This window comes from Lutibacter sp. (genome assembly GCF_016342705.1).
Classification (GTDB): Bacteria; Bacteroidota; Bacteroidia; order Flavobacteriales; family Flavobacteriaceae; genus Lutibacter.
In genome coordinates this window covers 87,525-111,717 of the sequence record NZ_JAEINV010000010.1, presented here as the reverse complement: position 1 = coordinate 111,717, position 24,193 = coordinate 87,525, and the positions used below count along the sequence as shown (strand labels likewise).

General features: G+C 29.5%; 21 protein-coding genes. 17 read left to right on the top strand and 4 right to left on the bottom strand.

Annotation, left to right across the window (positions count from 1 at the left end; translation table 11 throughout):
• Positions 1 to 83: 83 nt before the first annotated feature.
• Positions 84 to 2,024, bottom strand: coding sequence for a DNA topoisomerase (ATP-hydrolyzing) subunit B (gene gyrB, locus JEY78_RS10955; protein WP_291850963.1), 1,941 nt, complete (start codon positions 2,022 to 2,024; stop codon positions 84 to 86).
• A gap of 387 nt (positions 2,025 to 2,411) precedes the next feature.
• Between gyrB and guaA the strand changes: the two genes are divergently transcribed.
• Together guaA and JEY78_RS10945 are read left to right on the top strand one after the other, a co-directional pair.
• Positions 2,412 to 3,944 (top strand): glutamine-hydrolyzing GMP synthase, encoded by a 1,533-nt coding sequence (gene guaA, locus JEY78_RS10950; RefSeq protein WP_291850962.1) that lies wholly within the window; start codon positions 2,412 to 2,414, stop codon positions 3,942 to 3,944.
• 27 nt (positions 3,945 to 3,971) lie between these two features.
• Complete coding sequence (locus JEY78_RS10945) at positions 3,972 to 5,726, top strand: LysM peptidoglycan-binding domain-containing protein (protein ID WP_291850960.1); 1,755 nt, start codon at positions 3,972 to 3,974, stop codon at positions 5,724 to 5,726.
• Positions 5,727 to 5,790: 64 nt separating this feature from the next.
• On the opposite strand, the gene JEY78_RS10940 is transcribed toward JEY78_RS10945, so the two are convergent.
• Both JEY78_RS10940 and ccsA read right to left on the bottom strand, forming a co-directional pair.
• Positions 5,791 to 6,306 carry a DUF2892 domain-containing protein gene (locus JEY78_RS10940; protein ID WP_291850958.1) on the bottom strand — a complete coding sequence of 172 codons (516 nt, stop codon included), beginning with the start codon at positions 6,304 to 6,306 and terminating at the stop codon, positions 5,791 to 5,793.
• Between the two features lie 51 nt (positions 6,307 to 6,357).
• The gene (gene ccsA, locus JEY78_RS10935; RefSeq protein WP_291850956.1) at positions 6,358 to 9,477 is read right to left on the bottom strand and encodes a cytochrome c biogenesis protein; all 3,120 of its coding nucleotides are present in this window, start codon (positions 9,475 to 9,477) and stop codon (positions 6,358 to 6,360) included.
• Positions 9,478 to 9,859: 382 nt separating this feature from the next.
• Between ccsA and JEY78_RS10930 the strand changes: the two genes are divergently transcribed.
• The 11 genes from JEY78_RS10930 (at position 9,860) to JEY78_RS10880 (ending at position 20,308) form a co-directional block, all read left to right on the top strand.
• Positions 9,860 to 11,236, top strand: coding sequence for a tryptophanase (locus JEY78_RS10930; RefSeq protein WP_291850954.1), 1,377 nt, complete (start codon positions 9,860 to 9,862; stop codon positions 11,234 to 11,236).
• 61 nt (positions 11,237 to 11,297) lie between these two features.
• A complete protein-coding gene (locus JEY78_RS10925; RefSeq protein WP_291850952.1) occupies positions 11,298 to 11,762 on the top strand; it encodes an Rrf2 family transcriptional regulator in 465 nt (154 codons plus the stop codon).
• 116 nt (positions 11,763 to 11,878) lie between these two features.
• On the top strand, positions 11,879 to 12,340 hold the full coding sequence (locus JEY78_RS10920) for a cytochrome c (RefSeq protein WP_291850950.1): 462 nt from the start codon (positions 11,879 to 11,881) through the stop codon (positions 12,338 to 12,340).
• An 11-nt stretch (positions 12,341 to 12,351) separates the two neighbouring features.
• Positions 12,352 to 13,689 (top strand): cbb3-type cytochrome c oxidase subunit I, encoded by a 1,338-nt coding sequence (locus JEY78_RS10915; RefSeq protein WP_291850947.1) that lies wholly within the window; start codon positions 12,352 to 12,354, stop codon positions 13,687 to 13,689.
• A 132-nt stretch (positions 13,690 to 13,821) separates the two neighbouring features.
• Positions 13,822 to 14,601 (top strand): CbbQ/NirQ/NorQ/GpvN family protein, encoded by a 780-nt coding sequence (locus tag JEY78_RS10910; protein WP_291850944.1) that lies wholly within the window; start codon positions 13,822 to 13,824, stop codon positions 14,599 to 14,601.
• Positions 14,602 to 14,628: 27 nt separating this feature from the next.
• On the top strand, positions 14,629 to 16,398 hold the full coding sequence (locus JEY78_RS10905) for a VWA domain-containing protein (protein ID WP_291850941.1): 1,770 nt from the start codon (positions 14,629 to 14,631) through the stop codon (positions 16,396 to 16,398).
• Between the two features lie 10 nt (positions 16,399 to 16,408).
• Positions 16,409 to 17,119 (top strand): DUF542 domain-containing protein, encoded by a 711-nt coding sequence (locus JEY78_RS10900; protein WP_291850938.1) that lies wholly within the window; start codon positions 16,409 to 16,411, stop codon positions 17,117 to 17,119.
• An 18-nt stretch (positions 17,120 to 17,137) separates the two neighbouring features.
• On the top strand, positions 17,138 to 18,115 hold the full coding sequence (locus tag JEY78_RS10895; protein WP_291850936.1) for a PAS domain-containing protein: 978 nt from the start codon (positions 17,138 to 17,140) through the stop codon (positions 18,113 to 18,115).
• Positions 18,116 to 18,118: 3 nt separating this feature from the next.
• The gene (locus JEY78_RS10890) at positions 18,119 to 18,697 is read left to right on the top strand and encodes a cytochrome c oxidase subunit 3 (protein ID WP_291850932.1); all 579 of its coding nucleotides are present in this window, start codon (positions 18,119 to 18,121) and stop codon (positions 18,695 to 18,697) included.
• Position 18,698: 1 nt separating this feature from the next.
• A complete protein-coding gene (locus JEY78_RS10885; protein ID WP_291850929.1) occupies positions 18,699 to 18,947 on the top strand; it encodes a cytochrome C oxidase subunit IV family protein in 249 nt (82 codons plus the stop codon).
• 110 nt (positions 18,948 to 19,057) lie between these two features.
• Positions 19,058 to 20,308 carry an alginate export family protein gene (locus JEY78_RS10880; protein ID WP_291850926.1) on the top strand — a complete coding sequence of 417 codons (1,251 nt, stop codon included), beginning with the start codon at positions 19,058 to 19,060 and terminating at the stop codon, positions 20,306 to 20,308.
• Positions 20,309 to 20,483: 175 nt separating this feature from the next.
• Here JEY78_RS10880 and JEY78_RS10875 read toward each other — a convergent pair whose 3' ends face one another.
• Entirely contained in the window at positions 20,484 to 20,864 is a 381-nt protein-coding gene (locus tag JEY78_RS10875) for a DUF423 domain-containing protein (RefSeq protein WP_291850923.1), read from the bottom strand.
• Positions 20,865 to 21,355: 491 nt separating this feature from the next.
• On the opposite strand from JEY78_RS10875, the gene JEY78_RS10870 reads away from it, so the two are divergent.
• The 4 genes from JEY78_RS10870 to JEY78_RS10855 all read left to right on the top strand — a co-directional run bounded on the left by JEY78_RS10870 (position 21,356) and on the right by JEY78_RS10855 (position 23,722).
• The gene (locus JEY78_RS10870; protein WP_291850920.1) at positions 21,356 to 21,565 is read left to right on the top strand and encodes a hypothetical protein; all 210 of its coding nucleotides are present in this window, start codon (positions 21,356 to 21,358) and stop codon (positions 21,563 to 21,565) included.
• A gap of 79 nt (positions 21,566 to 21,644) precedes the next feature.
• Positions 21,645 to 22,379 (top strand): GLPGLI family protein, encoded by a 735-nt coding sequence (locus JEY78_RS10865; protein ID WP_291850917.1) that lies wholly within the window; start codon positions 21,645 to 21,647, stop codon positions 22,377 to 22,379.
• A gap of 227 nt (positions 22,380 to 22,606) precedes the next feature.
• Positions 22,607 to 22,906, top strand: coding sequence for a hypothetical protein (locus JEY78_RS10860; RefSeq protein ID WP_291850914.1), 300 nt, complete (start codon positions 22,607 to 22,609; stop codon positions 22,904 to 22,906).
• 69 nt (positions 22,907 to 22,975) lie between these two features.
• Complete coding sequence (locus JEY78_RS10855) at positions 22,976 to 23,722, top strand: GLPGLI family protein (RefSeq protein WP_291850909.1); 747 nt, start codon at positions 22,976 to 22,978, stop codon at positions 23,720 to 23,722.
• Positions 23,723 to 24,193 lie beyond the last annotated feature (471 nt).

The following is a 24,193-nucleotide window of genomic DNA, read 5'->3' as shown; positions in this document are numbered from 1 at the left end:
ATAAATAAATTATGTGTATAAAATAAAAAGACTGCTTGAAAAAGCAGTCTTTTTATTAATTTAAGAGTGTTAAATGTATCAGATTAAGCGTCAATCTTTGCGTAAACTGCATTTTTTTCAATAAATTCTCTACGTGGGGGAACTTCATCACCCATTAACATTGAGAAAACTCTATCAGCCTCCGTCAAGTTATCAATTGTTACTTGTCTTAATGTTCTGTATTCAGGATTCATTGTTGTATCCCAAAGTTGCTCAGCATTCATTTCTCCAAGACCTTTGTATCGTTGAATACTAGCACTACCACCCATATTTAAAGCAATCATATCACGTTGGTTGTCGTTCCAAGCATATTCTCTTTTTTGCCCTTTTTTAACTAAGTAAAGAGGAGGAGTTGCAATAAAAATATGTCCGTTTTCAATTAATTCCTTCATATATCTAAAGAAGAATGTTAGAATTAAGGTAGCAATGTGGCTACCATCAACATCGGCATCACACATAATAACTACTTTATTGTAACGTAATTTTGATAGGTTTAAAGCTCTTGGATCTTCTTCCGTTCCAATAGACACGCCTAACGCAGTGTACATATTTCTGATTTCTTCGTTTTCAAAAACTTTATGCTGCATTGCCTTTTCAACGTTTAATATTTTACCTCTTAATGGTAAAATAGCTTGAAATGCTCTATCACGTCCTTGTTTTGCCGTTCCACCTGCGGAATCTCCCTCAACTAAGAAAATTTCACATTTTTCTGGATCAGTTTCAGAACAGTCACTTAATTTACCAGGTAAACCACCAATGGACATTACAGTTTTACGTTGCACCATTTCGCGTGCTTTACGAGCTGCGTGACGGGCAGTTGCTGCTAAAATTACTTTCTGAACAATTATTTTTGCGTCATTTGGATTTTCTTCCAAATAATCTTGTAACATTTCAGATACTGCTTGACTAACGGCTGCTGTAACTTCACGGTTACCTAATTTTGTTTTTGTTTGACCTTCAAACTGAGGTTCTGCAACTTTTACTGAAATAATTGCGGTTAATCCTTCACGGAAATCATCACCAGCTATTTCAAATTTAAGATTTTTTAACATTCCAGAATCATCAGCATACTTTTTTAGAGTAGCAGTAAGTCCACGTCTAAAACCAGCTAAATGTGTTCCTCCTTCGTGCGTGTTAATATTATTAACATACGAGTGTAAATTCTCTGAATATGAAGTGTTGTAAACCATTGCTACTTCAACAGGTACACCATTTTTTTCACCTTCAATAGAAATTACATTAGCTGTTAAAGGCTCTCTAGTTGCATCTAAATATCTAATAAATTCAGGTAAACCTTCATCACTATGAAAAGTTTCAGTTAAAAATTCACCTTCATCGTTTGTTGTTCTTTTGTCAGTTAATGTTAAGGTGACTTTTTTATTTAAAAATGAAAGTTCTCGCAATCTTGTTGCTAAAGTTTCATAACTAAACTCAATAGTTTGTGTAAAAATAGAAGGATCAGGTAAAAAAGTAACCATGGTTCCTTTATCTGTAGTTTCTCCAATGGTTTTAGCTGGGTACATAGCTTTACCTTTTTCGTATTCTTGTTCCCAAATTTTACCATCTAAATAAACTGTAGCTCTTAAATGATTTGATAATGCATTTACTACCGAAACACCAACTCCGTGCAAACCACCAGAAACTTTGTAAGAATCTTTGTCAAATTTACCTCCAGCACCAATTTTAGTCATTACAACCTCTAACGCTGAAACACCTTCTTTTTTGTGCATTCCAACAGGAATACCACGACCGTTATCTTTTACGGATACTGAATTGTTTTCATTGATAATTACATCAATAGTATCACAATGCCCAGCCATTGCTTCATCAATAGAGTTGTCAACAACTTCATATACTAAATGATGTAAACCTCTTATCCCTACGTCTCCAATATACATAGATGGACGCATTCTTACATGCTCCATTCCTTCTAATGCTTGAATACTATCAGCAGTATAATTTTGCTTATTTATTTCTTCACTCATATTTTTATAATTAACTAATTAGTCATTTTTTGTGTAACACACAAATATAAGGAATCACCATGGTAAATCAGCTGTTTTAAGCAGTTGAGCAAAATAAGTTATCAACAATTTATTTATAACTGAAAACGCTCTTAAAACGCTTTAAAATGGTTTTATTTTTAATTTTCATAAATTTTCAATGTTTTCAAAAGTTAAAACATATTAAAAATGGTTTAAATGCAGTGTAATTAAGTTGAGTTTTTCTGTAATAAAATTGATAAATTGAAAAAAGATGAGAATTCCTATGTAGTTAAATAATTATTTGAACAAAATTTCATGAACTCATTATTTTTTAATAAATAGTATCTAAAATTATTTTAAATAGTAATAATAATATTATTTTTGCGGATGCAACAAAAGGTACTTATTTTAGATTTCGGTTCGCAATACACACAGTTGATTGCCAGAAGAGTTAGAGAACTCAATATTTTTTGCGAAATATTTCCGTACAATAGTAAAAATTTTAAAATTGAAGATTATAAAGCTATAATTCTTTCTGGAAGTCCATTTTCAGTGAGAGCAGAAGATGCTCCTCATCCAGATTTATCCCAAATTAAAGGCAAATTACCATTGTTAGGTGTTTGTTTTGGAGCCCAATTTATGGCTCATAATTTTGGCGGAAAAGTAGCTGCTTCAAATACAAGAGAGTATGGTAGAGCAAATTTATCTTTTGTAAATTCAAACGATTTGTTTTTTGAAGGAGTTTCTGAGGGAAGTCAGGTTTGGATGAGTCATAGTGATACTATTGTTGAATTACCAGAACATAGTGAGTTAATTGCTAGTACGCATGATGTTAAAAATGCCGCTTTTAAATTAACAAATGAAGTTTCATACGGAATTCAATTTCACCCAGAAGTGTATCATTCAAAAGATGGTTTAAAAATTTTAGAAAACTTTTTGGTGAAAATTGCTGGGGTTGCTCAAACGTGGACACCAGACTCTTTTGTGGAATCTACTGTTAAAAAATTAAGAGCAACCATAGGAAATGATAAAGTTGTTTTAGGTTTATCTGGAGGAGTGGATTCTACAGTTGCCGCTACCTTATTAAGTAAAGCTATAGGTAGTAATTTATATTGCATTTTTGTAAATAACGGTTTGTTGCGTAAAAATGAATTTGAAAATGTATTGGATCAATACAAGCATATGGGCTTGAATGTGAAAGGAGTGGATGCTTCGGCACGTTTTTTGAAAGAATTGGCTGGAGAATCGGATCCTGAAGGTAAACGCAAAATAATTGGTAGAGTTTTTATTGAAGTTTTTGATGATGAGGCGCATTTAATTCAAGATGTAAAATGGTTAGCGCAAGGAACTATTTATCCAGATGTAATTGAGTCAGTTTCAGTTTCTGGAGGTCCTTCAGCAACTATAAAATCACATCATAATGTTGGGGGTTTGCCAGACTTTATGAAGTTGAAAATTGTTGAACCTTTAAAAATGTTATTTAAAGATGAGGTTAGGAGAGTTGGACGTTCTATGGGAATTGATGATGAGTTATTAGGTAGACATCCATTTCCAGGACCAGGTTTAGGAATTCGAATTTTAGGTGATATTACTGCTGAAAAAGTAAGAATGTTACAAGAAGTTGATGCTATTTTTATTCAAGGTTTAAAAGATGCAGGTTTGTATAATAGTGTTTGGCAAGCAGGAGCAATGTTATTACCAGTGAATTCTGTAGGTGTTATGGGAGATGAAAGAACTTATGAAAAAGCAGTTGTTTTAAGAGCCGTTGAATCTACGGATGGAATGACAGCCGACTGGGTAAATTTACCATATGAGTTTTTACAAAAAACTTCTAATAAAATAATAAACGGTGTAAAAGGCGTTAATAGAGTAGTGTACGATATTAGTTCTAAGCCACCAGCAACAATTGAGTGGGAATAATTTTCCTTCTTTAAAAAAATAACATAAATGAATTTATCTAAATTATTTTTAGTATTTCTTTTTTTGGTTTCTGTAGTTTCCTTTGCTCAGCAAAAAAAATACATAACTTATACCGTTAAAGATGGTGAAACCATAAAAAGTATTGCCAAGGATTTTGATCTTTCAACAAGAGATTTGTTAAAATTAAATCCAGATGTTAGTAGAAAACCAGACGCCGAAACAGTTATAATTGTTCCAAATAAAAATTTTGGAAATAATGTTATCGAAAATAACGCTGTAATTAATAAAGATTCCAATCTTTATGAAGTGCAACCAAAGGATACTGTTTATGGTCTTTCTAAAAAGTTTAATGTTTCTATTAACGATTTAATTAAAGCAAATCCGGGACTTGAAGATGGATTGAAAATTGGAATGAAACTAAACATTCCAGAGAATGGACAAAAAGTGACATTAGTAGAAAATGAATATATTTTACACACCGTTGTTAAAGATAATACTATTTATAATTTAACCAGAAAATATGATGTTACAGAAGCTGAATTACTAAAGTTAAATCCAGATTTAAAAGATGGTTTAAAATTAGGGATGGTTTTAAAAATTGAGAAAAATAAAAGCGAAGAAGTAGTTGTTAAGGTACCATTGTTTAATGATTATAATTCAAACCTTATAAGAGAATCTCATGGAGTTACTTTTAAAGAGCATATAAATTCTGGAAAAGTATTAAAGGTGATTTTTTTGCTGCCTTATCAATTAAATAAAGTGAACGATTCTATTTCAGGTTCAATTTTTAGTAGAAATAATATTACTAATGTTGCGGCGGATTTTCATATTGGAGCTTTAATGGCAATTGATTCTTTAAAAGAAAAAGGAGTGCCTTTAAAAGTTCAGTTTTTTGATTCTGAAAATTCATTATCGAAGCTACAAAGTCTTGTAAATAAGGTGAATTTTAATGAAGCTGATATTGTTATTGGTCCGTTGTTTTTTGATAAAGCAGAATGGTTAACTAAACACATAAAAACACCTGTTATTACGCCTTTTTTCTCAAAAAGTCAGGATTCTTATGGTGCAGAGAACTTAATAAAATCTTCTCCGAAAGAAGCATTGGTAGAAGATAAATTAATAACTTATTTAGAGCGAACTTATAATGGCGAAAACATTATTGTTATTAATGATGGTAAAACTGAATCTCAAAGTGTGCTTTGGAGAGTTGTTAATAAACTAAATTCTTTTGAAGGGATTAAAAATGTATCGGTAATTAAGCCTGAAAAAGGCTATGTAGGCGGTGGTAGAATTTCAGAAAAATTAAAAGAAGGTGTTAAAAATTGGGTATTTTTAATAAGTGAAGATAATGTAACAACTGCTTCTACAATTAATAATTTAAAAGGACTTGCAGATAAGTTTGTAATTCATTTAATATCTTTAGATAAAGGTAAAAACTTTGAGGGAGTAGATAATAATTATTTGGGGCAATTGAATTTTACTTATCCTACGGCTGAGTTTTTTAATATGGATAGCGTGTTGATAAAAAACTTTTTCACAAAATTTCAAAAAGAAAATAATACAATCCCAAGTGATTATGCTATTAGAGGGTTTGATGTTACGTATGATGTATTAATTAGATTAGCTAGTTACGATTCATTAGAAGATGGTTTAAAGGCTGGGAAATCTGTTAGGGTTTCATCTTCCTTTAACTATGCTAAAAAAGCTAGCGGAAGTTTTGAAAATAATGGTATTTACATAATTCAATATACGAAAGAATTGGTTCCATTAATTCTACAATAATTTAAAGGTTAAGCATAAAAAAAGCGCAACATTTGTTGCGCTTTTTTTATGAAATTAAAGAAAATTAAATTTTCTTTAATTGGTCTTTTAACATTTTTATTTGTTCAGCTAACATATTTTGAGTATCCAGCTTTTTAGCTTCATTCATTAACAGTGTAGCTTCTCTTTTTCTTCTTTTTGTCATTGCAATTCCTGCTAGTTGTAATTTAGCCATTGCAATGTCATGGTTCATATTTAAACCTAAACTAAGCGCTTTTTTAAAATATTTTTCAGCCTGTGTTATGTTGGTTTGTGAAACCATAATTCCTTGTAAAAAATTATAATAACCTTCCTGTTTTTTAATTAAAGCACTGCTAGGATTTTTAATATATGACAACCATTTACTTGCTCCAGCAAAATTTTGTTTTCTTAATTGTAAAAAGGCTAGTAAAATAAATTCGTTTTTAAAATAAAACAACACAAAAATACCAGCTAATAAAATTAATGAAATACCATTCATTATATTCCCTTCAACAAATTGAAAAATTGACCAAATAAAAATTGCTCCTGCTATTACTAATTTTATATACTTATTAAACATTTTTATATTTTTTTAATAGTTTGCAAAGTTACATTTTTGCATTGGTAATTATTATTTTTTATAATGTTTTTTGAATTTAAAATAGGCGAAAATTGATAAAATAGCTACAATTACAATAGAATAGTATACAAATACGGGTGTAATTACTTTATCTCCACTAGCATAAGAATGTAAACCGGATAGGTAAAAGTTAACTCCAAAATACGTCATTAATATGGAAGCAAAAGCAGCAACAGAAAATACGTTAAACGTAAATCTACTTCTTAAACCTGGTACTAATCTTAAATGCAATACAAAAGCATAAATCATAATGCTAATTAAAGCCCAAGTTTCTTTTGGATCCCATCCCCAGTAGCGTCCCCAACTTTCATTGGCCCATTGTCCTCCTAAAAAGTTTCCTATTGATAACATCACTAAACCTACAGTTAAAGACATTTCATTAATAGTGGTCAACTCTTTAATCATAGCGCCAACTTTTGCTTTGTTTTTTTGGGTAGTTAAAGCCATTAATATTAATGAAATTAAACCTAAAATCATACCTAAAGCAAATGGGCCGTAACTAGCAACAATTATTGAAACGTGAATCATTAACCAATATGAGTTTAATACAGGTTGAAGGTTTGCAATTTCAGGATCCATCCAGTTCCAATGTGCAACCATTAAAATAAATGCGGTTAAAAACGCTGTTGCTGCAATGGTCATAGATGATTTTCGTCCAAAAATTAGCCCAAATAGCATGGTGGCCCAACCTACATATATCATAGATTCATACGCATTACTCCAAGGAGCGTTTCCACTTACAATCCAACGTGCAATTAAACCTCCAGTATGCATTAAAAATAGTAGTATAATAATGGCAATACTTCCTTTTATTAAGTAGTTTATTACTTTGTTTGAATTGAAAATTTGAAATATTACAAATAAGAACATTAACGTTCCTATGTACATATAATAGCTATATATTGTTCTAAAAACATCATATTTATTATAGGCAATTTCTAAATCTATTTTATGGTCTGAAGGATAAACATCACTACCATATTTTTTTTGGAATTTTATAATACCCTCAATAATTTCATCAGATTGAGAGTAGTCTTTTGTTGTTTTGGATTCGGATAATGTTTGTAAATAAATTGGTAATATTTGACGAACAAATAAAGAATCTTGACCTTTAAAATTTGTTGGTTGAATATTATTATGTGATACCCACGTATGATTAATATCATTTGGAATAGGGAATATTCGCAAAATATCACCAGTTATAGCAGAATATAATAAATTAACTCTTCTGTCTACATTAATAACATCTTTTTCAAACTTACTTTTTATATTACTTTTTTGAGCTTCTTGCTGAATTTCAGAAATTTTATACATTCCTTGTTCATCAAAAAAGCTTGCCAATGCTGCATATTTTTGATCGTGTGGAATACCAACAATATCTCTTAGTTTGGTATTATCTTTTTCAATATAAATTACTGGAATTTGAAACCAAACTCTTGGATTTTGTTGAATAGATAGAAATACTTGAGTAGCATTCATATCTTTATATGTATCGTGTTTACTTACTTTTCGTAATAATTCTGATGCGTAGGTATGTACTGGTTTCATTCTTCCTCCAGCATCTTGAATAATAAGCTTACTAAATTTTTCTGCATGTTCTAAACTAATTTCATTAGCCACCAAAGCAGAATCAATTTGCTTTTCAGACATTGCATGATTGTGTTCTTGTCCAAAGGAAAAGACAGAAAATAAAAGTAACGCTAGAACAGAAAGTGTTGTTTTAGTTTTTTTAATTTTTTGTAAACTTTTTCTTAAGAAATCAAAACGTGTACCTGGCATAAATATAATTAATATTAATCCTGCATATAATAAGAAATATCCTATGTACGTAATTGTAGTTCCCCAAAAATCATGATTTACGGATAAATGTGTTTCTTCATATTCTGGGGTAATATTATAACTAGATTGGAAAAATTTATAACCTTTGTAATTTAATATGTGATTCATAAAAATTCTAAAATCAAAAGTTTCACTTGGATCAATTACAGTAATTTCACTGGCAAATGACATAGCGCTTTCAGATCCCGGGTATTTATCTAATTGAAAATCGTTTAATTTAATGCTAAACGGCAATTGCATTTGCATAGCGCCATAACTCATTCTAAAGTTTAAATTTCCAATTGAAAATTGAGTTGGAGGTTGAATTGCAAATTTCCCTCCGTTTAATTTAATATGTTTTGTTTCTCCTCCTACTGTTACGTCAAATTCTAATTGAGCTAAAGAATTCATTTCTTTATTTCCAGAAACTGTTTTATAGGAACCTTTTATTGGTCCTTTTGGTACAACAAATTGTAAACCAGCAATAGAATGCACTGCTAAAAGTGAAAAATCTTGTAATGAATCTTTTGCTATATTTCCTTCAAAATTATCGGCCATTCTAAAAAATTGACCTTCAACAGCTGATGCAATTTTTAAGCTACCATCAACAGTTTTAAAATCGATAGTATTTTTAGTTGGAGAATCAAAACCAACCTGTACTCCGTGAACAACTTCAGCATTTCCCTTTTTTAAATAATGGTTGTGTCTTCCGCCTCCACCAGATTCAACAAATAATAAATACTCTTCACCATTTTCAGTTTCCTCAAAAACTTCTTCAGCATTTGGAGTGTAATTTGTTAATTTTACAGAAATATCCGTTCCTTTAAAATCGGTTGTATAATTAAAACTATTTTTACTAATTGATGATAATAAAACAGGCTTATGATAAGGAGTTTTTTGTTCATTCCCATCATTAACTACTATGCTTATATAATTTTTTTCAGAAAGAAAAGTATTACTAACAGCACCTTCTTTAATTGGCATAATACCTTCAAAACTTATATATCTTGTTATCCCGGCGCCAACAATTATTAAAAAGAAGGCTAAGTGAAATGCTAAAACAACTAATTTTTCTTTTCTTAATAATTTATATTTAAAAATATTTCCAAAAAAGTTAATAGCAAAAAAGATCATAATTCCTTCAAACCACCAAGCGTTATAAACTAAAGCTTTGGCTGTTTCGGTTCCGTGATCATTTTCTATAAAGGTTGCAACACCCATTGCTGCAGCAAATACAAGAAAAAGAACGGCCATAATTCTGGTAGAATATATAAAAGATAAAAATTTATTCATTTTATTAAATTTATTATTAAAAATAACGTTTTGCAAAACTAATGATAATTGTCATAAAACTACTTTATTATTATAATTTTAAGATAAAAATCACCTAGTTTTTTGCGAATGTAAAGTTAACTGTAACTTTTATCACATTTACTGATTATTGTCACTAAATTTTTTTATAAAAATTTGAAAATAGTGCTTTAAAAATTAAAATTTTGTAAATTTGTTATCAGAAATAAATTTCATGAATACGTTAAGTTTTTTCAAATTATTTTATAGTAATTATTTATATATAAAACGCCCAGAGTGTTTTATTAAGTAAACCCTTTCCTTCCAGTCAATTGGTTTTAAACCAAGTTAAAGAATCTTATTGTAAATTTTTAAAATTATTATTATGGAATTACCATATGCTGAACCGTATAAAATTAAAATGGTTGAATCTATTAACAGATCAACTAAAGAACAACGCTTAAAATGGATAAAAAAAGCACATTATAACTTATTTAACCTATCATCTGATAAAGTTTTTATTGATTTGCTTACAGACTCTGGAACAGGCGCAATGAGCGATAAACAGTGGGCAGAAATGATGATTGGTGATGAAAGTTATGCAGGATCATCTTCTTTTTTAAAATTAAAAAAGACAGTAAAGAAGATTACAGGGTTTAAATATTTTTTACCAACGCATCAAGGTAGAGCAGCGGAGAATGTTTTGTTTTCTGCATTGGTTAAAGAAGGAGATGTTGTGCCAGGAAATTCTCATTTTGATACTACAAAAGGACATATTGAATTCAGAAAAGCATCTGCAATAGATTGTACTATTGATGAAGCTTTTGATACTTCAGTTGTGCATCCATTTAAAGGAAATATAGATTTAAAAAAATTAGAACTAGTATTTAAACAACATCCAAAAGAAAAAATTCCGTTTGTAATTTTAACTATTACTTGCAATAGTGCAGGCGGGCAACCAGTATCTGTTAAAAACACAAAAGAGGTTTCTGAACTTTGTAAAAAATATGGAATTCCATTATATTTTGATGCAGCTCGTTTTTCTGAAAATGCGTATTTCATCAAAAAAAGAGAAGAAGGTTATGCTGATAAAACTATTAAAGAAATTGTAAAAGAAGTGTTTTCTTATGGTGATGGAATGACCATGAGTGCTAAAAAAGATGGATTGGTAAATATGGGAGGTTTTATAGCTTTAAATAGTAAAGAAGTTTTTAAACAAGCCACTGTTTTTAATATTATGTTTGAAGGTTTTATAACTTATGGTGGAATGAATGGTAGAGATATGGGTGCATTGTCAGTGGGTTTAAATGAATCTACTGAATTTAATTATCTAGAAAGTAGGGTGGAGCAAGTAGATTATTTGGGGCAGAAATTAGTTGATTATGGTGTTCCTGTGCAACAACCGTTTGGAGGTCATGCTATTTATTTAGATGCCAATAAATTTGTGCCAACAATTCCTCGTAATGAATATAGAGGACAAGCTTTAGCTGTTGAATTATATGTTGTAGGTGGAATTCGAGGTGTTGAAATTGGAACTGTATTAGCGGATAGAGATCCTGTAACTAGAGAAAATAGATATCCAGAATTAGAATTAGTGCGTTTAGCAATTCCAAGAAGAACGTATACAAATAACCATATGGATTATATTGCAGCCTCTATAAAAAATATTTTTGATACAAGAAATGAAGCAAAATCTGGATTCATAATTAGCGATGAAGCACCTATTATGAGGCACTTTACGGTTAAATTTAAAAAAATATAATACTTGTTACTCTTTTTTTGTTAATTTTGCATTCTAAAGAAATCAAACAATATTATTTATTATGATGTTATCTCGTGCAAGTAAGTATGCCATTTTATCAACATTGTTTTTGGCAGAACATTCAAGTGAAACCCATAAAATAAGTGTAAAAGTAATCGCTGAAAGCATTGATGTACCTAATCCTTTTTTAGCTAAATTATTCCAGCAATTAGTGCGTGGTAAGATCATTTCTTCAACTAAAGGACCAAATGGAGGTTTTTATTTGACTAAAAAAAATGGAAAAAGAACAGTATTGGATATTATTGAAAATATTGATGGATTATCTAGGTTAAACGAATGTTTTTTAGGCCTTTCTGAATGTGATGGTTTAAATCCTTGTCCAGTTCATTTTATAGTTGAACCTTTTAAAAATGGTATTTTAGGAAAATTCAGAGATTTAAGTATCATGGAATTTTCCAAAGAAATTATTGCTCAAGGAAGAAAGCTAACACTAAAAGATATTTCTACGGATTTTGAAAAAAAATAAGAATTATGACAATCGTCATAATTCTTATTAAAAAATTATATATTTTTGCAATAATAAAAGATAAAAAGGTCCTTTAATATAATAATCAATTTAACTAAATTAAACTCTTTTAAAACATGTTATCTAAAAAACAAGCAAGGGCGTTCTTTCTTGGTGGTACATTGGTAACCTTCCTAATATTTATAGGACTTACGGTGTATTCATTATCAGAAGGAGCAGACCAAACAAATCATGAAAACCTTACTGCGGAAGTAGTTAGAGGGAAAGAAATTTGGGAATCTAATAACTGTATGGGCTGTCATACTATTCTGGGAGAAGGTGCTTATTATGCGCCAGAACTTACTAAAGTAGTAGATAGATTAAACGTTCGTTATGATGGAAATGGTGAGGAAGTAATAAAAAGTATTTTAATGTCTAAAGGACCTTGGCAGCCAAACGGAAGAAAAATGGTTGCATATGGAATGACCGAACAAGAAGCTAGCGATGTGGTAGCTTTCTTTAAATGGATTGGAAAAATTGATTTAAATGGTTTCGATAGAATTGTTTCGCCTTTAGCAAAAGATAAAATTAACAACTAAACAAAAGCATCATGAAATATAAATCACAAAAAGTAGCATATTGGTTTTTTGCCCTTTCTATGCTATTGTTAGTATTACAAATTACCTACGGTTTTATTATGGGTTTTGCCCGAATAGGATTTGATAATTTACACGAATTTATTCCATTTAATACCGCAAGAGCAGTACATACCAACTTATTAGTAGTTTGGTTGTTGTCTGGTTTTATGGGAGCAGCGTACTATATTATTCCTGAAGAGGCTCAAAGAGAATTGGTAAACGTAAAATTGGCATATGTACAATTAATAAGTTTAGCAGTTGTTGGTGTTGTAGCAGTTGTTGGATTCCATTTCAATATTTGGGAAGGACGTAAATTTTTAGAAATTCCTCGCCCTTTAGATTATTTGGTAGTAGTTAATGTACTATTATTCTTAGGATTAATTTTAACTACATTATTTAAATCTAAAAGACGTACAACTACAGCACTAGTGCTTTCAATGGGATTATTATTTGCTGCGTTGCTGTATTTACCAGGAATGTTACCTTTTGATAGCCAAGTTACTGATTCATTTTTCCGTTGGTGGGTTGTTCATTTATGGGTAGAAGGAGTTTGGGAATTAATTATGGGTGGTATTTTATCATTCTTATTAATCAAATTAACTGGTGTTGACAGAGAAGTTATTGAAAAATGGCTTTATGTAATTGTTGGATTAACTTTTTTATCAGGAGTTTTAGGAACTGGTCACCATTACTACTACATAGGTGTAAATAAAATTTGGTTAGTTGTTGGTGGAATTTTCTCAGCATTAGAGCCTTTAGCATTTTTAGCAATGGCATTATTTGCCGTAAATATGTATAGAAAAGGAGAGAAAAAACATCCAAACAAATTAGCATTATACTGGACATTAGGTTCTGCAATTGTTTCCTTTGTTGGAGCAGGTTTATTAGGTTTTGCACATACGTTACCACAAACAAATTTATATACACACGGAACTTTAGTAACTGCAATGCACGGACATTTAGCATTCTGGGGAGCGTATGCTATGATTGTTTTAGCAATTATAAGTTATGCTTTGCCAAATATGACAGGTAGAAAATTATATGATAGCGCAACTGGTAGAATGGCTTTTTGGTTAGCTAATATTGGTATGATTGGAATGACAGTTGCTTTTGGAGTTGCAGGAGTTGCTCAGGTTTATTTAGAACGTAAGTTTGGAATGGACTTTATGCAAGTTCAAAAGGAAATTAGCATTCATTTTGTTGTGTTGATATTATGTGCAACTATGTTTACAACAGGAATTGGATTATATATTATTGATTTTTATAAGCACGGTAAACCAACCGATGAAGCTTTAGAAATTAATGAATAGTTAGCAAAAAATATAAAATTGTAGTTTTTTAGATTGATGCCAGAGTTTGAGATAATAAGCAAACGACCAAACTTGTTTTCTGAAAATTCCAAAACTCTGGTTTTTAATCTAATAAATCAATAAAAAATAAAAATGAACACTCAATTACCATATTACCATCAAATAGGCAAAGAAGTTGAGGTATTTGAACACGCTTATAAAAACAAAATACCGTTTTTATTAAAAGGGCCAACAGGTACTGGAAAATCTAGGTTTGTAGAGTTTATGGCTTCAAAATTAAACAAAAAGCTAATTACAATAAGTTGCCATGAAGAAACTTCATCAACAGATTTAGTTGGTAGATATATTATAAAAGGAGCCGAAACAATTTGGTCGGACGGACCATTAACAACTGCAATTAAGCAAGGCGCCATTATTTATTTAGATGAAATTGCGGAAGCCAGACCAGATGTAATTGTAGCAATTCACTCTTTAACAGATCACCGTCGTGAATTGTTTATTGATAAGTTAGGAATTACAGTGAAAGCTCACGAAGATTTTATGTTGGTAGCATCTTTTAATCCAGGTTATCAAAAAGGATTTAAAGAGTTAAAACCATCTACTCGTCAGCGTTTTATAGCTACTTCATTTGCATATCCTGAAGAGAAAATTGAAGCTGAAATTTTAGTGAATGAAACAGGAATTGATAGTTCAATGGCTAAAAAATTGGTAAATATTGCTACTAAAATTAGAAATTTAACCGAACTAGGTTTGGCAGAAACTGTTTCAACACGTTTGTTGGTGGATGCAGCTAAATTAATTCATAGTGGATTACCAAAAAGATTATCAGTTGAAGTTGCTGTTGTAGAACCTTTAACAGACGATTTAGAAGTGATAGAAGCCTTAAAAGATTTATGTAATTTAATGATATAATTAGCCAATAGCCAAAAGCCAAAAAAAATGTTCGAGCCAGATGAATACATATTTACTAAACTAGCCTACTATTTCAAAAGAAAAAAGAAGGCAAAATTAGCGGAAAATATAGCTGCGGTAAATTTAGCAGATATTAAACCTCGTTTAGTACTATTGGCGCGTGCAATTACTGGCGAATCTATTGAGATTTACGAAGCAGAACGTGAAGGTGGTTTTAAAAATAATAACTTCTTTTTACCAACAAAGTTTACAGATTTTCCTTCAACCGATGAAAATATTGCCTATTATTTATTTAGAGTTTTGTATTTATCAGTTCAAAAGAATTTAAACTTAAATTGGAATGATAATCAGGAACATGAGTTATTAGAATCTCAACAAAAAGCACAAGAAACTTCAAAAGAAATATTGGATTTGTTGTTTGAACAGTTTCCAATTACAGAAAAATATTATACCAATTTAAAAACGTTTTATACTTCAAAAGTAAAAGAAGAAACGTTGGCAGATTTTTCATTTATCTACGGAAAATGGATGCGAAATAATCCTGAAGAAGATTCAGAAAATAGTTTAAACAATTTTTCAGACAAAGTAAAAAAGGCAGCTGAAGAACAGCCAAAAACTATTTTAAAATCGAAAGCGGTTGAAGAAATTATTTCGGTTCAAGTAGATATAAAACAGCAAGAAGATGCAGTATTGCAACATCAATTTGAAAAGGTTGAAACTGCTGAAGAATTTGGTGGAAATTTTAGAGATTTTGATGGTGAAGACGAATTAGACGACCATTCAAATGCGTTGGAAGATGTGAATATGAAATACACGGTGCGTGTTGATGATACGGCACATTCTGTGTATCAGGCCGATTTTATTGAAAATACAACAGTTTCTGAAAGTGCTGATTTTGATGCAAATGGCTATCACATTAAATACGACGAATGGGATTATACAAAACGAGTGTACAAAGAAGATTTTTGTAAAGTGTACCCAAAAACATTGGTAAAAAATAATGTGAATTACTATAAAAAAACGATAAAAGAAAACAATAGTACTTTAATGGGTTTGCGAAAAATGCTGACTTCTGTAAACAATAAATACCAACAACAAAAAAGACAATTACAAGGAGAAGAGTTTGATATTGATGCTATTACAGATTTATTTGTAGATGTGCATTCAAAACACACACCATCAGAAAATATATACATTTCAAAACGAAAAAAAGAGAAAGATTTATCCATTTTATTATTGTTAGACATCAGTTTATCAAGCGATGGTTATGCTGCAGGAAACAGAGTTATTGATGTGGAAAAGCAGGTTTCAATTTTATTTGGAGAAATTTTAAATGAATTTAATATCGATTTTTCAATCGACTGTTTTTATTCAAAAACAAGAAATCATTCTTCGTACATCACCATAAAAGATTTTGATGAAGATTGGAATAAAGCAAAATTTAAAGTGGGTGCTGTTGAACCAAGCGGATATACCAGAATTGGAGCCGCATTACGACATTCAGGTGCAATGCTTGACAAAAGAAGCACAAAAAATAAATGGGTGATTTTATTGTCGGATGGAAAACCAAACGATTACGATAAATACGAAGGAAAATACGGCGTAAATGATGTAAAACAAGCATTAAGAGAATTAAATGAACGCAATATTAATTCGTATGCTTTGGCAATTGAGGCGCAAGCAAAATATTATTTGCCACAAATGTTTGGGCAAAATCATTATCAAATATTAACAACACCAGTTGAATTGTTAAAGTCTATGGTTCAACTATATGAGAAAATAAAACATCAATCATAAATTATTAATTATGACAATTACTAAAGAAAATACAGTTGCAGAAGTTGTATCAAAAAAATTAGGATCAGATCACATTTTTAGTAAATACAATATCGATTTTTGCTGTGGAGGAGGCGTAACTTTAGAAAACGCTTGTAAAAAAATTGGAGTAGATTTTGAAATATTAAAGCAAGAAATAGATGCTATTAATAACAAAATTTCAGGTGAACAAAATCTGAACGATTTAGATATTACAACTTTAATGGAACAAGCAACGGAAGATTTTCATCAATATATTTATGAAACACTTCCTCAAATAATGCCTTTGTCAGCTAAAGTTGCTGAGGTTCATGGAAGTGACCATAAAGAAGTTTTGGAAATAAACAACTTAATGCAAGCCGTTGAAATTGTGTTAGTTGAAATGGTTAAAAATACTGAAACTAGTTTGTTTCCTGCTATAGAAAGTGTTTTAGCATTAAATAATAGTACAGCGGATATTTCAACAACTCAAATTGAAAGTGTTAAAAAAGCTTTGAACAAAAGCGAAATTGCGCAACATTTGGTGAGTGATACATTTAAAGAAATTTCAAAACTATCATCACATTACGCTGCGCCAAATGAAGCTTGTAATTCGTACCGATTTTTATATGAAAAATTACAAGAATTAGATCATAAACTTCAAAAATACATGCATTTTAATACTCATGTATTTATTCCAAAAATTTTAAAAATTGTTGCATAAACATATAAAAATAGTACAATGAATTCATTTTTATCAACTGTAGAAAAATTACCAATTGGGCATCCAGTAAAAGTATATTACCAAGAAAGCGAACTAATTCAAAATTTATTATCAGAATTATACGATGCTAATCCTGTTGCCGATTTTCAAAAATATTTTAATGTTTTCAATCAGTTAACAACTATTGAAAAACGATTTTCAAGAAAAGAAAATCAATTATTTCCGTATTTAGAAAAACACGGTTGGGAAGGTCCAAGTCAAGGAATGTGGTCTTTTCATGATAATTTACGAGATCAAATACGTTTGTTAAACACCTATAATACGGAAAAGAATACAGCAAAAATAATTGATAATGTTCCGTATTTAATTGAAGGAATTAAACGATTATTATCTATTGAAGATATGAAGTTGTTTCCAAATTCAATGGAATTATTATCGGAAGACGAATGGAAAGAATTTTACCAAGGCGATGAGGAAATTGGTTGGATGTTGTTAGAAAAACCATTACCATATCCTGCAATTGAGCAAGAAACATATGTGCACCCAAGTGAAGATTTTTCTAAAAGAGATTTGTCTTTTTCTTTAGAAAACACATTTCATTATGATGAAGGTTATATGACACCTGAACAAGTAAATTTATTGCTTCGTTTTTTACCAGTTGACATCACTTTTGTGGATGAAAACGATAAAGTAATTTTTTACAATAGAGGAGAAGATCGTGTTTTTCCTCGTAGCAAAGGAATTATTGGTCGTGAAGTTCGTTTTTGTCACCCACCAAAAAGTGTGGATATGGTATTACGAATTGTGGAAGAATTTAAATCAGGCACAAAAGATGTTGCCGAGTTTTGGTTCAATTTTAGAGGACGCCAAATTCATATCCGTTATTTTGCTATTCGTGATAATAACAAAAAATATAGAGGTGTAATTGAAATGTCTCAAGATGTAACCGATATTCAAAAGTTAGAAGGCGAAAAACGTTTATTAGATTGGGATTAATGTATGAAAACAGCACAAATAAACACTAAAAATATTGCATATCCACCAGGAGGTATTTTATTATGGATTATTATTTTCCTAGAATTATTCACTTTTGGTGCAGCTTTAATAGCCATGGTTTTATACAGCAAAGATGAGCCCGAAGTTTTTCATACCTCTAAACTGTTATTGAATACAGGTTTTGGAGCCATAAACACTGTGTTTTTATTAACAAGCGGTTTTTTTATGGCTAAATCTGTTGAGAGTTTCAAAGAAAATGATTTAAAAAAAGCAACACGCTTTTTAAAATTTACAATGTTTGGTGGTGTGCTATTTTTACTTTTAAAAAGTGTAGAATATTATTTTAAACTGGAATTAGGTATCACAATTGGATACAATACATTTTTCTCATTTTATTGGATGTTAACCTTGTTTCATGTGATTCATGTGCTGGTTGGATTGGTGATTTTAATGTTCAACTACATTAGTTTAAAGAGAAAAGCAACAATTATTTTAGAAGATTTTGAAGCGAGTGCCGCTTTTTGGCATATGTGCGATTTAATTTGGCTGTTATTGTTTCCCGTAATTTATTTACTTTTTTAAAATGAAAAAAAACCTTCTTTTAACAGTATGGATAGTTCTTATTTTGCTAACAATAAGTACTGCGTTGGTTTCAAATTTAACAATAGCAACAACAGTTTCTACAATTATTATTTTAGTGCTTTCTGCAATTAAATTTTTAGGTGTTTCATTTTATTTTATGGAAATGAGAAGCGCCCATATTTTTTGGAAATATTCAATTTTCATTTATTTGTTTGTGGTAATTGGAATTATAATTTTTATTCTAAAATAACTAAAGTTGATAAAAATCAGTATTTAGTTGCTTTATAGCTTGTATTTTCGCCATATAAAGACAAGAAGGTCTTTATATATTAAATCGAAAAATAATTAAAACAAATACCAATGAGAAAGTATTTTTATTTTACACTTTTAGTTACATTAATGGTAACAACAAATTATGCACAACAATTTGATCTTTCTGCTGAAATTAGACCACGTTTTGAGAACAAACATGGCTATGGATCCTTATCAGCTACAAATGCAGATGGAGCAAACTTTATTTCACAACGTTCACGTTTAAATTTTAATTTTAGTCAAGACAAAATTAAGTTAGGAGTTTCTTTACAAAACGTAAGAGTTTGGGGAGATATTAGCACTTTAGGAGCTGATGACAACGCAACTATGTTACACGAAGCTTGGGCTGAGGCTTTATTATCTGATAAATTTTCATTAAAATTTGGTCGTCAAGAAATTGTATATGATGACAGTAGAATTTTTGGAAATGTAGGTTGGGCACAACAAGCTAGAAGCCATGATGCTATGATTGTCAAATTTAAGACTTCAGAAAAAAGTAATTTAGATGTAGGATTTGCTTTAAATGCAGATAGCCAAGCTGGTGTAGATAATTTATATAGCAATATTGCTGGTTACAAAACATTTCAATATGCGTATTATCACACAGCAATTGATAAAGTAGGTTTAAGCTTATTAGCTTTAAATAATGGTGTTGAATATTTAAATTCTGGAGATCAAAAAGTAGATTATTCTCAAACTTTGGGTACATATATTACGTATAAAGAAGGAAAATTTGCTTCAGATTTTTCTATATATGTTCAAACTGGAAAAATTTCAGATAAAGATGTTTCTGCATCAAACTTTTCAGGAAATTTAAGTTATAAAGCTTCAGAATTATTTTCTTTTGGATTAGGTGCTGAATATTTATCCGGTAAAGATATGAATGATTCAAGTTTAGACGTAAAATCCTTCAATCCGTTATATGGTACAAACCACAAATTTAATGGTTGGATGGATTATTTTTATGTTGGAAACCACGGAGGTTCTGTTGGTTTAGTGGATATTAATGCTTTTGTTGGTTATAATAAAGACAAGTTTTCAGCAAAGGTTATTCCTCATTTCTTCTCTTCTGCTGCAGATATTTATAGTGGAGGTACTAAAATGGATAGTAAATTAGGAACTGAAATTGATTTTACAATTGGTTATAAAGTAGCTAATAATATTGCATTTAGCGCAGGTTATTCTAAAATGTACGGAACAAATTCTATGGAAGTATTAAAAGGAGGTGATAAAGATGAGAACAGTTCTTGGAGTTGGATTATGTTTACTTTTAACCCTAAATTATTTTCTTCAAAATAAATTATAGACAAAAACTTTAGTTAGTAGATTTTTATTAGAGGCTGTATAAAAAGAGTTAAAAGCCGTCATTCTGAACTTGTTTCAAAATCTCAATATTCTGATTTTCAATCATTATGAGAACCTGAAATAAGTTCAGGTTGACGAAAACTTCACTTTCTATACAGCCTCTTTTATGTTATAAATTCAATATTGAAAAACATAACAAAATCCAACCACACACCAAAAACAACCCTCCAAGTGGCGTAATTGGGCCTAAAAATTTTAATTTTTTATTGTTTGCTGAAGAAATAACCAAGCCATAAATACTAAATGAAAACAGCAAAATCCCAATTATAAAACTGTACACCATATATTTTTCTAGTGAAGTTTCTAAACTTAAATTAAACCCAATAACTAATAAAACAATAGCATGATATAGTTGGTATTTTACAGCAGTTTCAAAACTTTTTAATTGATCTTCATTTAAGAGTTTTTTCAACGAGTGCGCTCCAAATGCGCCAAAAATAACGGCTAAACCTCCTAAAATACTGGCAAATAATAATGTGAATTGTGACATAAAATTAATTTGGTGTAAAAATAGGATAAATAATGTTCTTATTTAAACTGATTTTAAATATGGCTTAATAATAAAATTATTTTGCCAAGTCTTTTTTTTTTTTTTTATACATTTAACCTGAAGAAAGATTTAAAACCGAATACAAAATTGTTATATGAAAAAGAATACTGCTGTAAATTGCTATTTACTACATATTTTTAAGAAAAAAGAATAAACTCGTAATGAGATTTTTTTTGCTGCCTTTAAGTTTTAATAAAGCTTAAAAAAGGTAATTTATCTATTGTTATTAAGCGGAGTAAAATAAAAATCCTCTGTTTGTAAAATTTTAAGAACACAATACGCTAATAAAATGTTTAACCTAAAACCAACCAACTATGACATAGCTAATTAATACAAACAGAGGAAAGTGTTGCAAAAGTAATACACCTCGAAGTACTAACAAAATATTAAAGCGCATTTATGCGCTACTAACAAATTTAAATTTTACTAAAATGAAAAAAATAATATTAGGACTAGTTTTTGTTCTTGGGGTTACTACGATTGGATCAGCTCAAAATAGTGTAGATTGTTATGAGTCAGCCGAAATAGCCGTTTATATGGCTAATGAAGATTCCAGAACTTGGTATGGAACAGGTTGGTTATCATATGAGGAAGAATATTATGTCTTTGAAGAAGCCTATGAAGAATGTATGGGTAATTAAGTTGAAAAAATTAATCAATTAATATACCATATAATTTAATTCCCTCCAAATAAATTATGGAGGGATAATCTTTATTACAATGAAATATATTAAAATATTATTTCTTTTATTTTTAATAAGTAAAAGTGTAAATAGCCAAAATTCATACAAAGCATTATATAATATCCATTTTTACAATAATGATAGTATTTCTAAAATTGATGAAAGTTCAATGGATTCCAAAAAAAAGCAAATGTTATTTAAAATGAGAGCTGATTACAAAAAAAGCCTTTCTTATTCTGAATCTGTAAATTTTGTTTTAGATTTTGATAAAAAAAATTCCTTGTTTTATCTTCCAAACCAACTTGAAATTAATAAGAATAGTATAAAAATTCTGAAAAGAATCGGCAGGTTTAAAGGATCATATTATTTCAATAATAAAAAAACTATACAAAGTAAGAACTCTTTTGGTCAAGATTTTTTGTTAGAAGTTCCTAAATTTGAATGGATAATTTATAAAGATGTTAAGAAGATAGGGATTTATAATTGTTATAAAGCTACAACAAAAAAATATATTGAAGGTTCAAGAGGAGTCGAAGAACAATTAGTAGTAGCTTGGTATTCAAAGGAATTACCTTTTAATTATGGACCAAAGGAATACAATGGGCTTCCTGGTCTTATAGTTCAACTTGAAGAAGGAAATATTTTGTTTAAACTAAAAAGTATTGAAATATTTGATCATCTTGAAATAAACGAACCCATGCGCGGTAGAAGTATAACTCAAAAGGAATTCAATGATTTAAGTAAGAGAATGTTTAATGGTTTTAAAAAATAGATTTGAGTAGGAATAAATAAACAAGAGTTGAATAAAATAAAAATCCTCTGTTTGTAAAATTTTAAGAACACAATACGCTAATAAAATGTTTAACCTAAAACCAACCAACTATGACATAGCTAATTAATACAAACAGAGGAAAGTGTTGCAAAAGTAATACACCTCGCAGTACAAACAAAATATAAAAGCACAATTATGCGTTACTAACAAATTTAAATTTTAATAAAATGAACTTTTCAAAGAAAAATCACGAACACAAAGTTGTAAATTTAAAAATGGTGAGTAAAAAAATAATTTTAAGTATAGTATTTGTTTTTGCAAGTTTAGCAATGGTGAATGCGGAAAATATAAAGAATGATGTTATCAATAAGCAAATTGAAAGAATTGTTGTTTATGATGATTTTTGCGATAGAGTGTACGAATTTACTCGTGATGCGGCATACGAAACAACGGGTGATTTTATTGAGGCAATTAAAATAGCTATTCGAGCTGAAGAATTGTGTTTGGAAGAAAGTGAGCCACAATAAATGATTTTTAATATTAACAAAGCCACAGTTTTGCAAAAATCTGTGGCTTAACTTTTAAATACAATAGATATGGATTTAATCAAATACATTTATTTGACAATATTGTTAATCACAATTAACAACTCAATGTATGCTCAGAAATTTACAGGTGAAGTAGTTTATAAATATAGAGCTACAGATATGTTTAATATTGATTCATTAAAACAATTTGGAAAACCAGGAGAAGCTGAAACCCTTTATAATATAAATGAAAGCTTAAAGGAATACCAAGATTCATTTGAATTTAATTTGGTTTTTAATAAAGATAGCTCTAATTATTTTTGGAAAGAAATTTTGGGTTCAGAAAATAATTATGCCAGTATAGATTATGCTAAGATTTTTACGGCTAGTGATAGTAAATTTTACACAAGCCTGAAAGATAGTGTCTCATTAGAGGAATTAGGCTCTTTTGATAAAGGAATGATTATAAAAAGAATTTTAAATGAAATAGGTTGGAAATTATCAAACGAATCCAAACAAATAGGAGTTTATACTTGTTTTAAAGCAACAGCAATAAAAGTAAACCCTAAAAAAAGGATAGTAGTTGAAGCTTGGTATACTCCTCAAATTTCAAATGGTTTTGGTCCAAAATATTATGCAGGTTTGCCAGGTCTTATTTTAGAATTAACAGAAGGAGGTATAACATATTATGCAACTTCAATAAAATTAAATTCTAAAAATGAGCCTAAAATTAAAAAGCCTGAAAAAGGTAAAATTATAACTCATGAACAATTATTAAATAAATATAAAGAAATTGATAAAAGTAGAAGAAATTAACTTTTTTTAAAAATAAGATAAATATTATTATTTAAACTGATTTTAAATTTAGATAATTAGTGAAAATATTTTTCCAAGTCTTTTTTTTTTTTTTATACATTTAACCTGAAGAAAGATTTAAAACCGAATACAAAATTGTTATATGAAAAAGAATACTGCTGTAAATTGCTATTTACTACATATTTTTAAGAAAAAAGAATAAACTCGTAATGAGATTTTTTTTGCTGCCTTTAAGTTTTAATAAAGCTTAAAAAAGGTAATTTATCTATTGTTATTAAGCGGAGTAAAATAAAAATCCTCTGTTTGTAAAATTTTAAGAACACAATACGCTAATAAAATGTTTAACCTAAAACCAACCAACTATGACATAGCTAATTAATACAAACAGAGGAAGTGTTGCAAAAGTAATACACCACGCAGAACTAACAAAATATTAAAGCGCAATTATGCGCTATTAACTAATTTAAATTT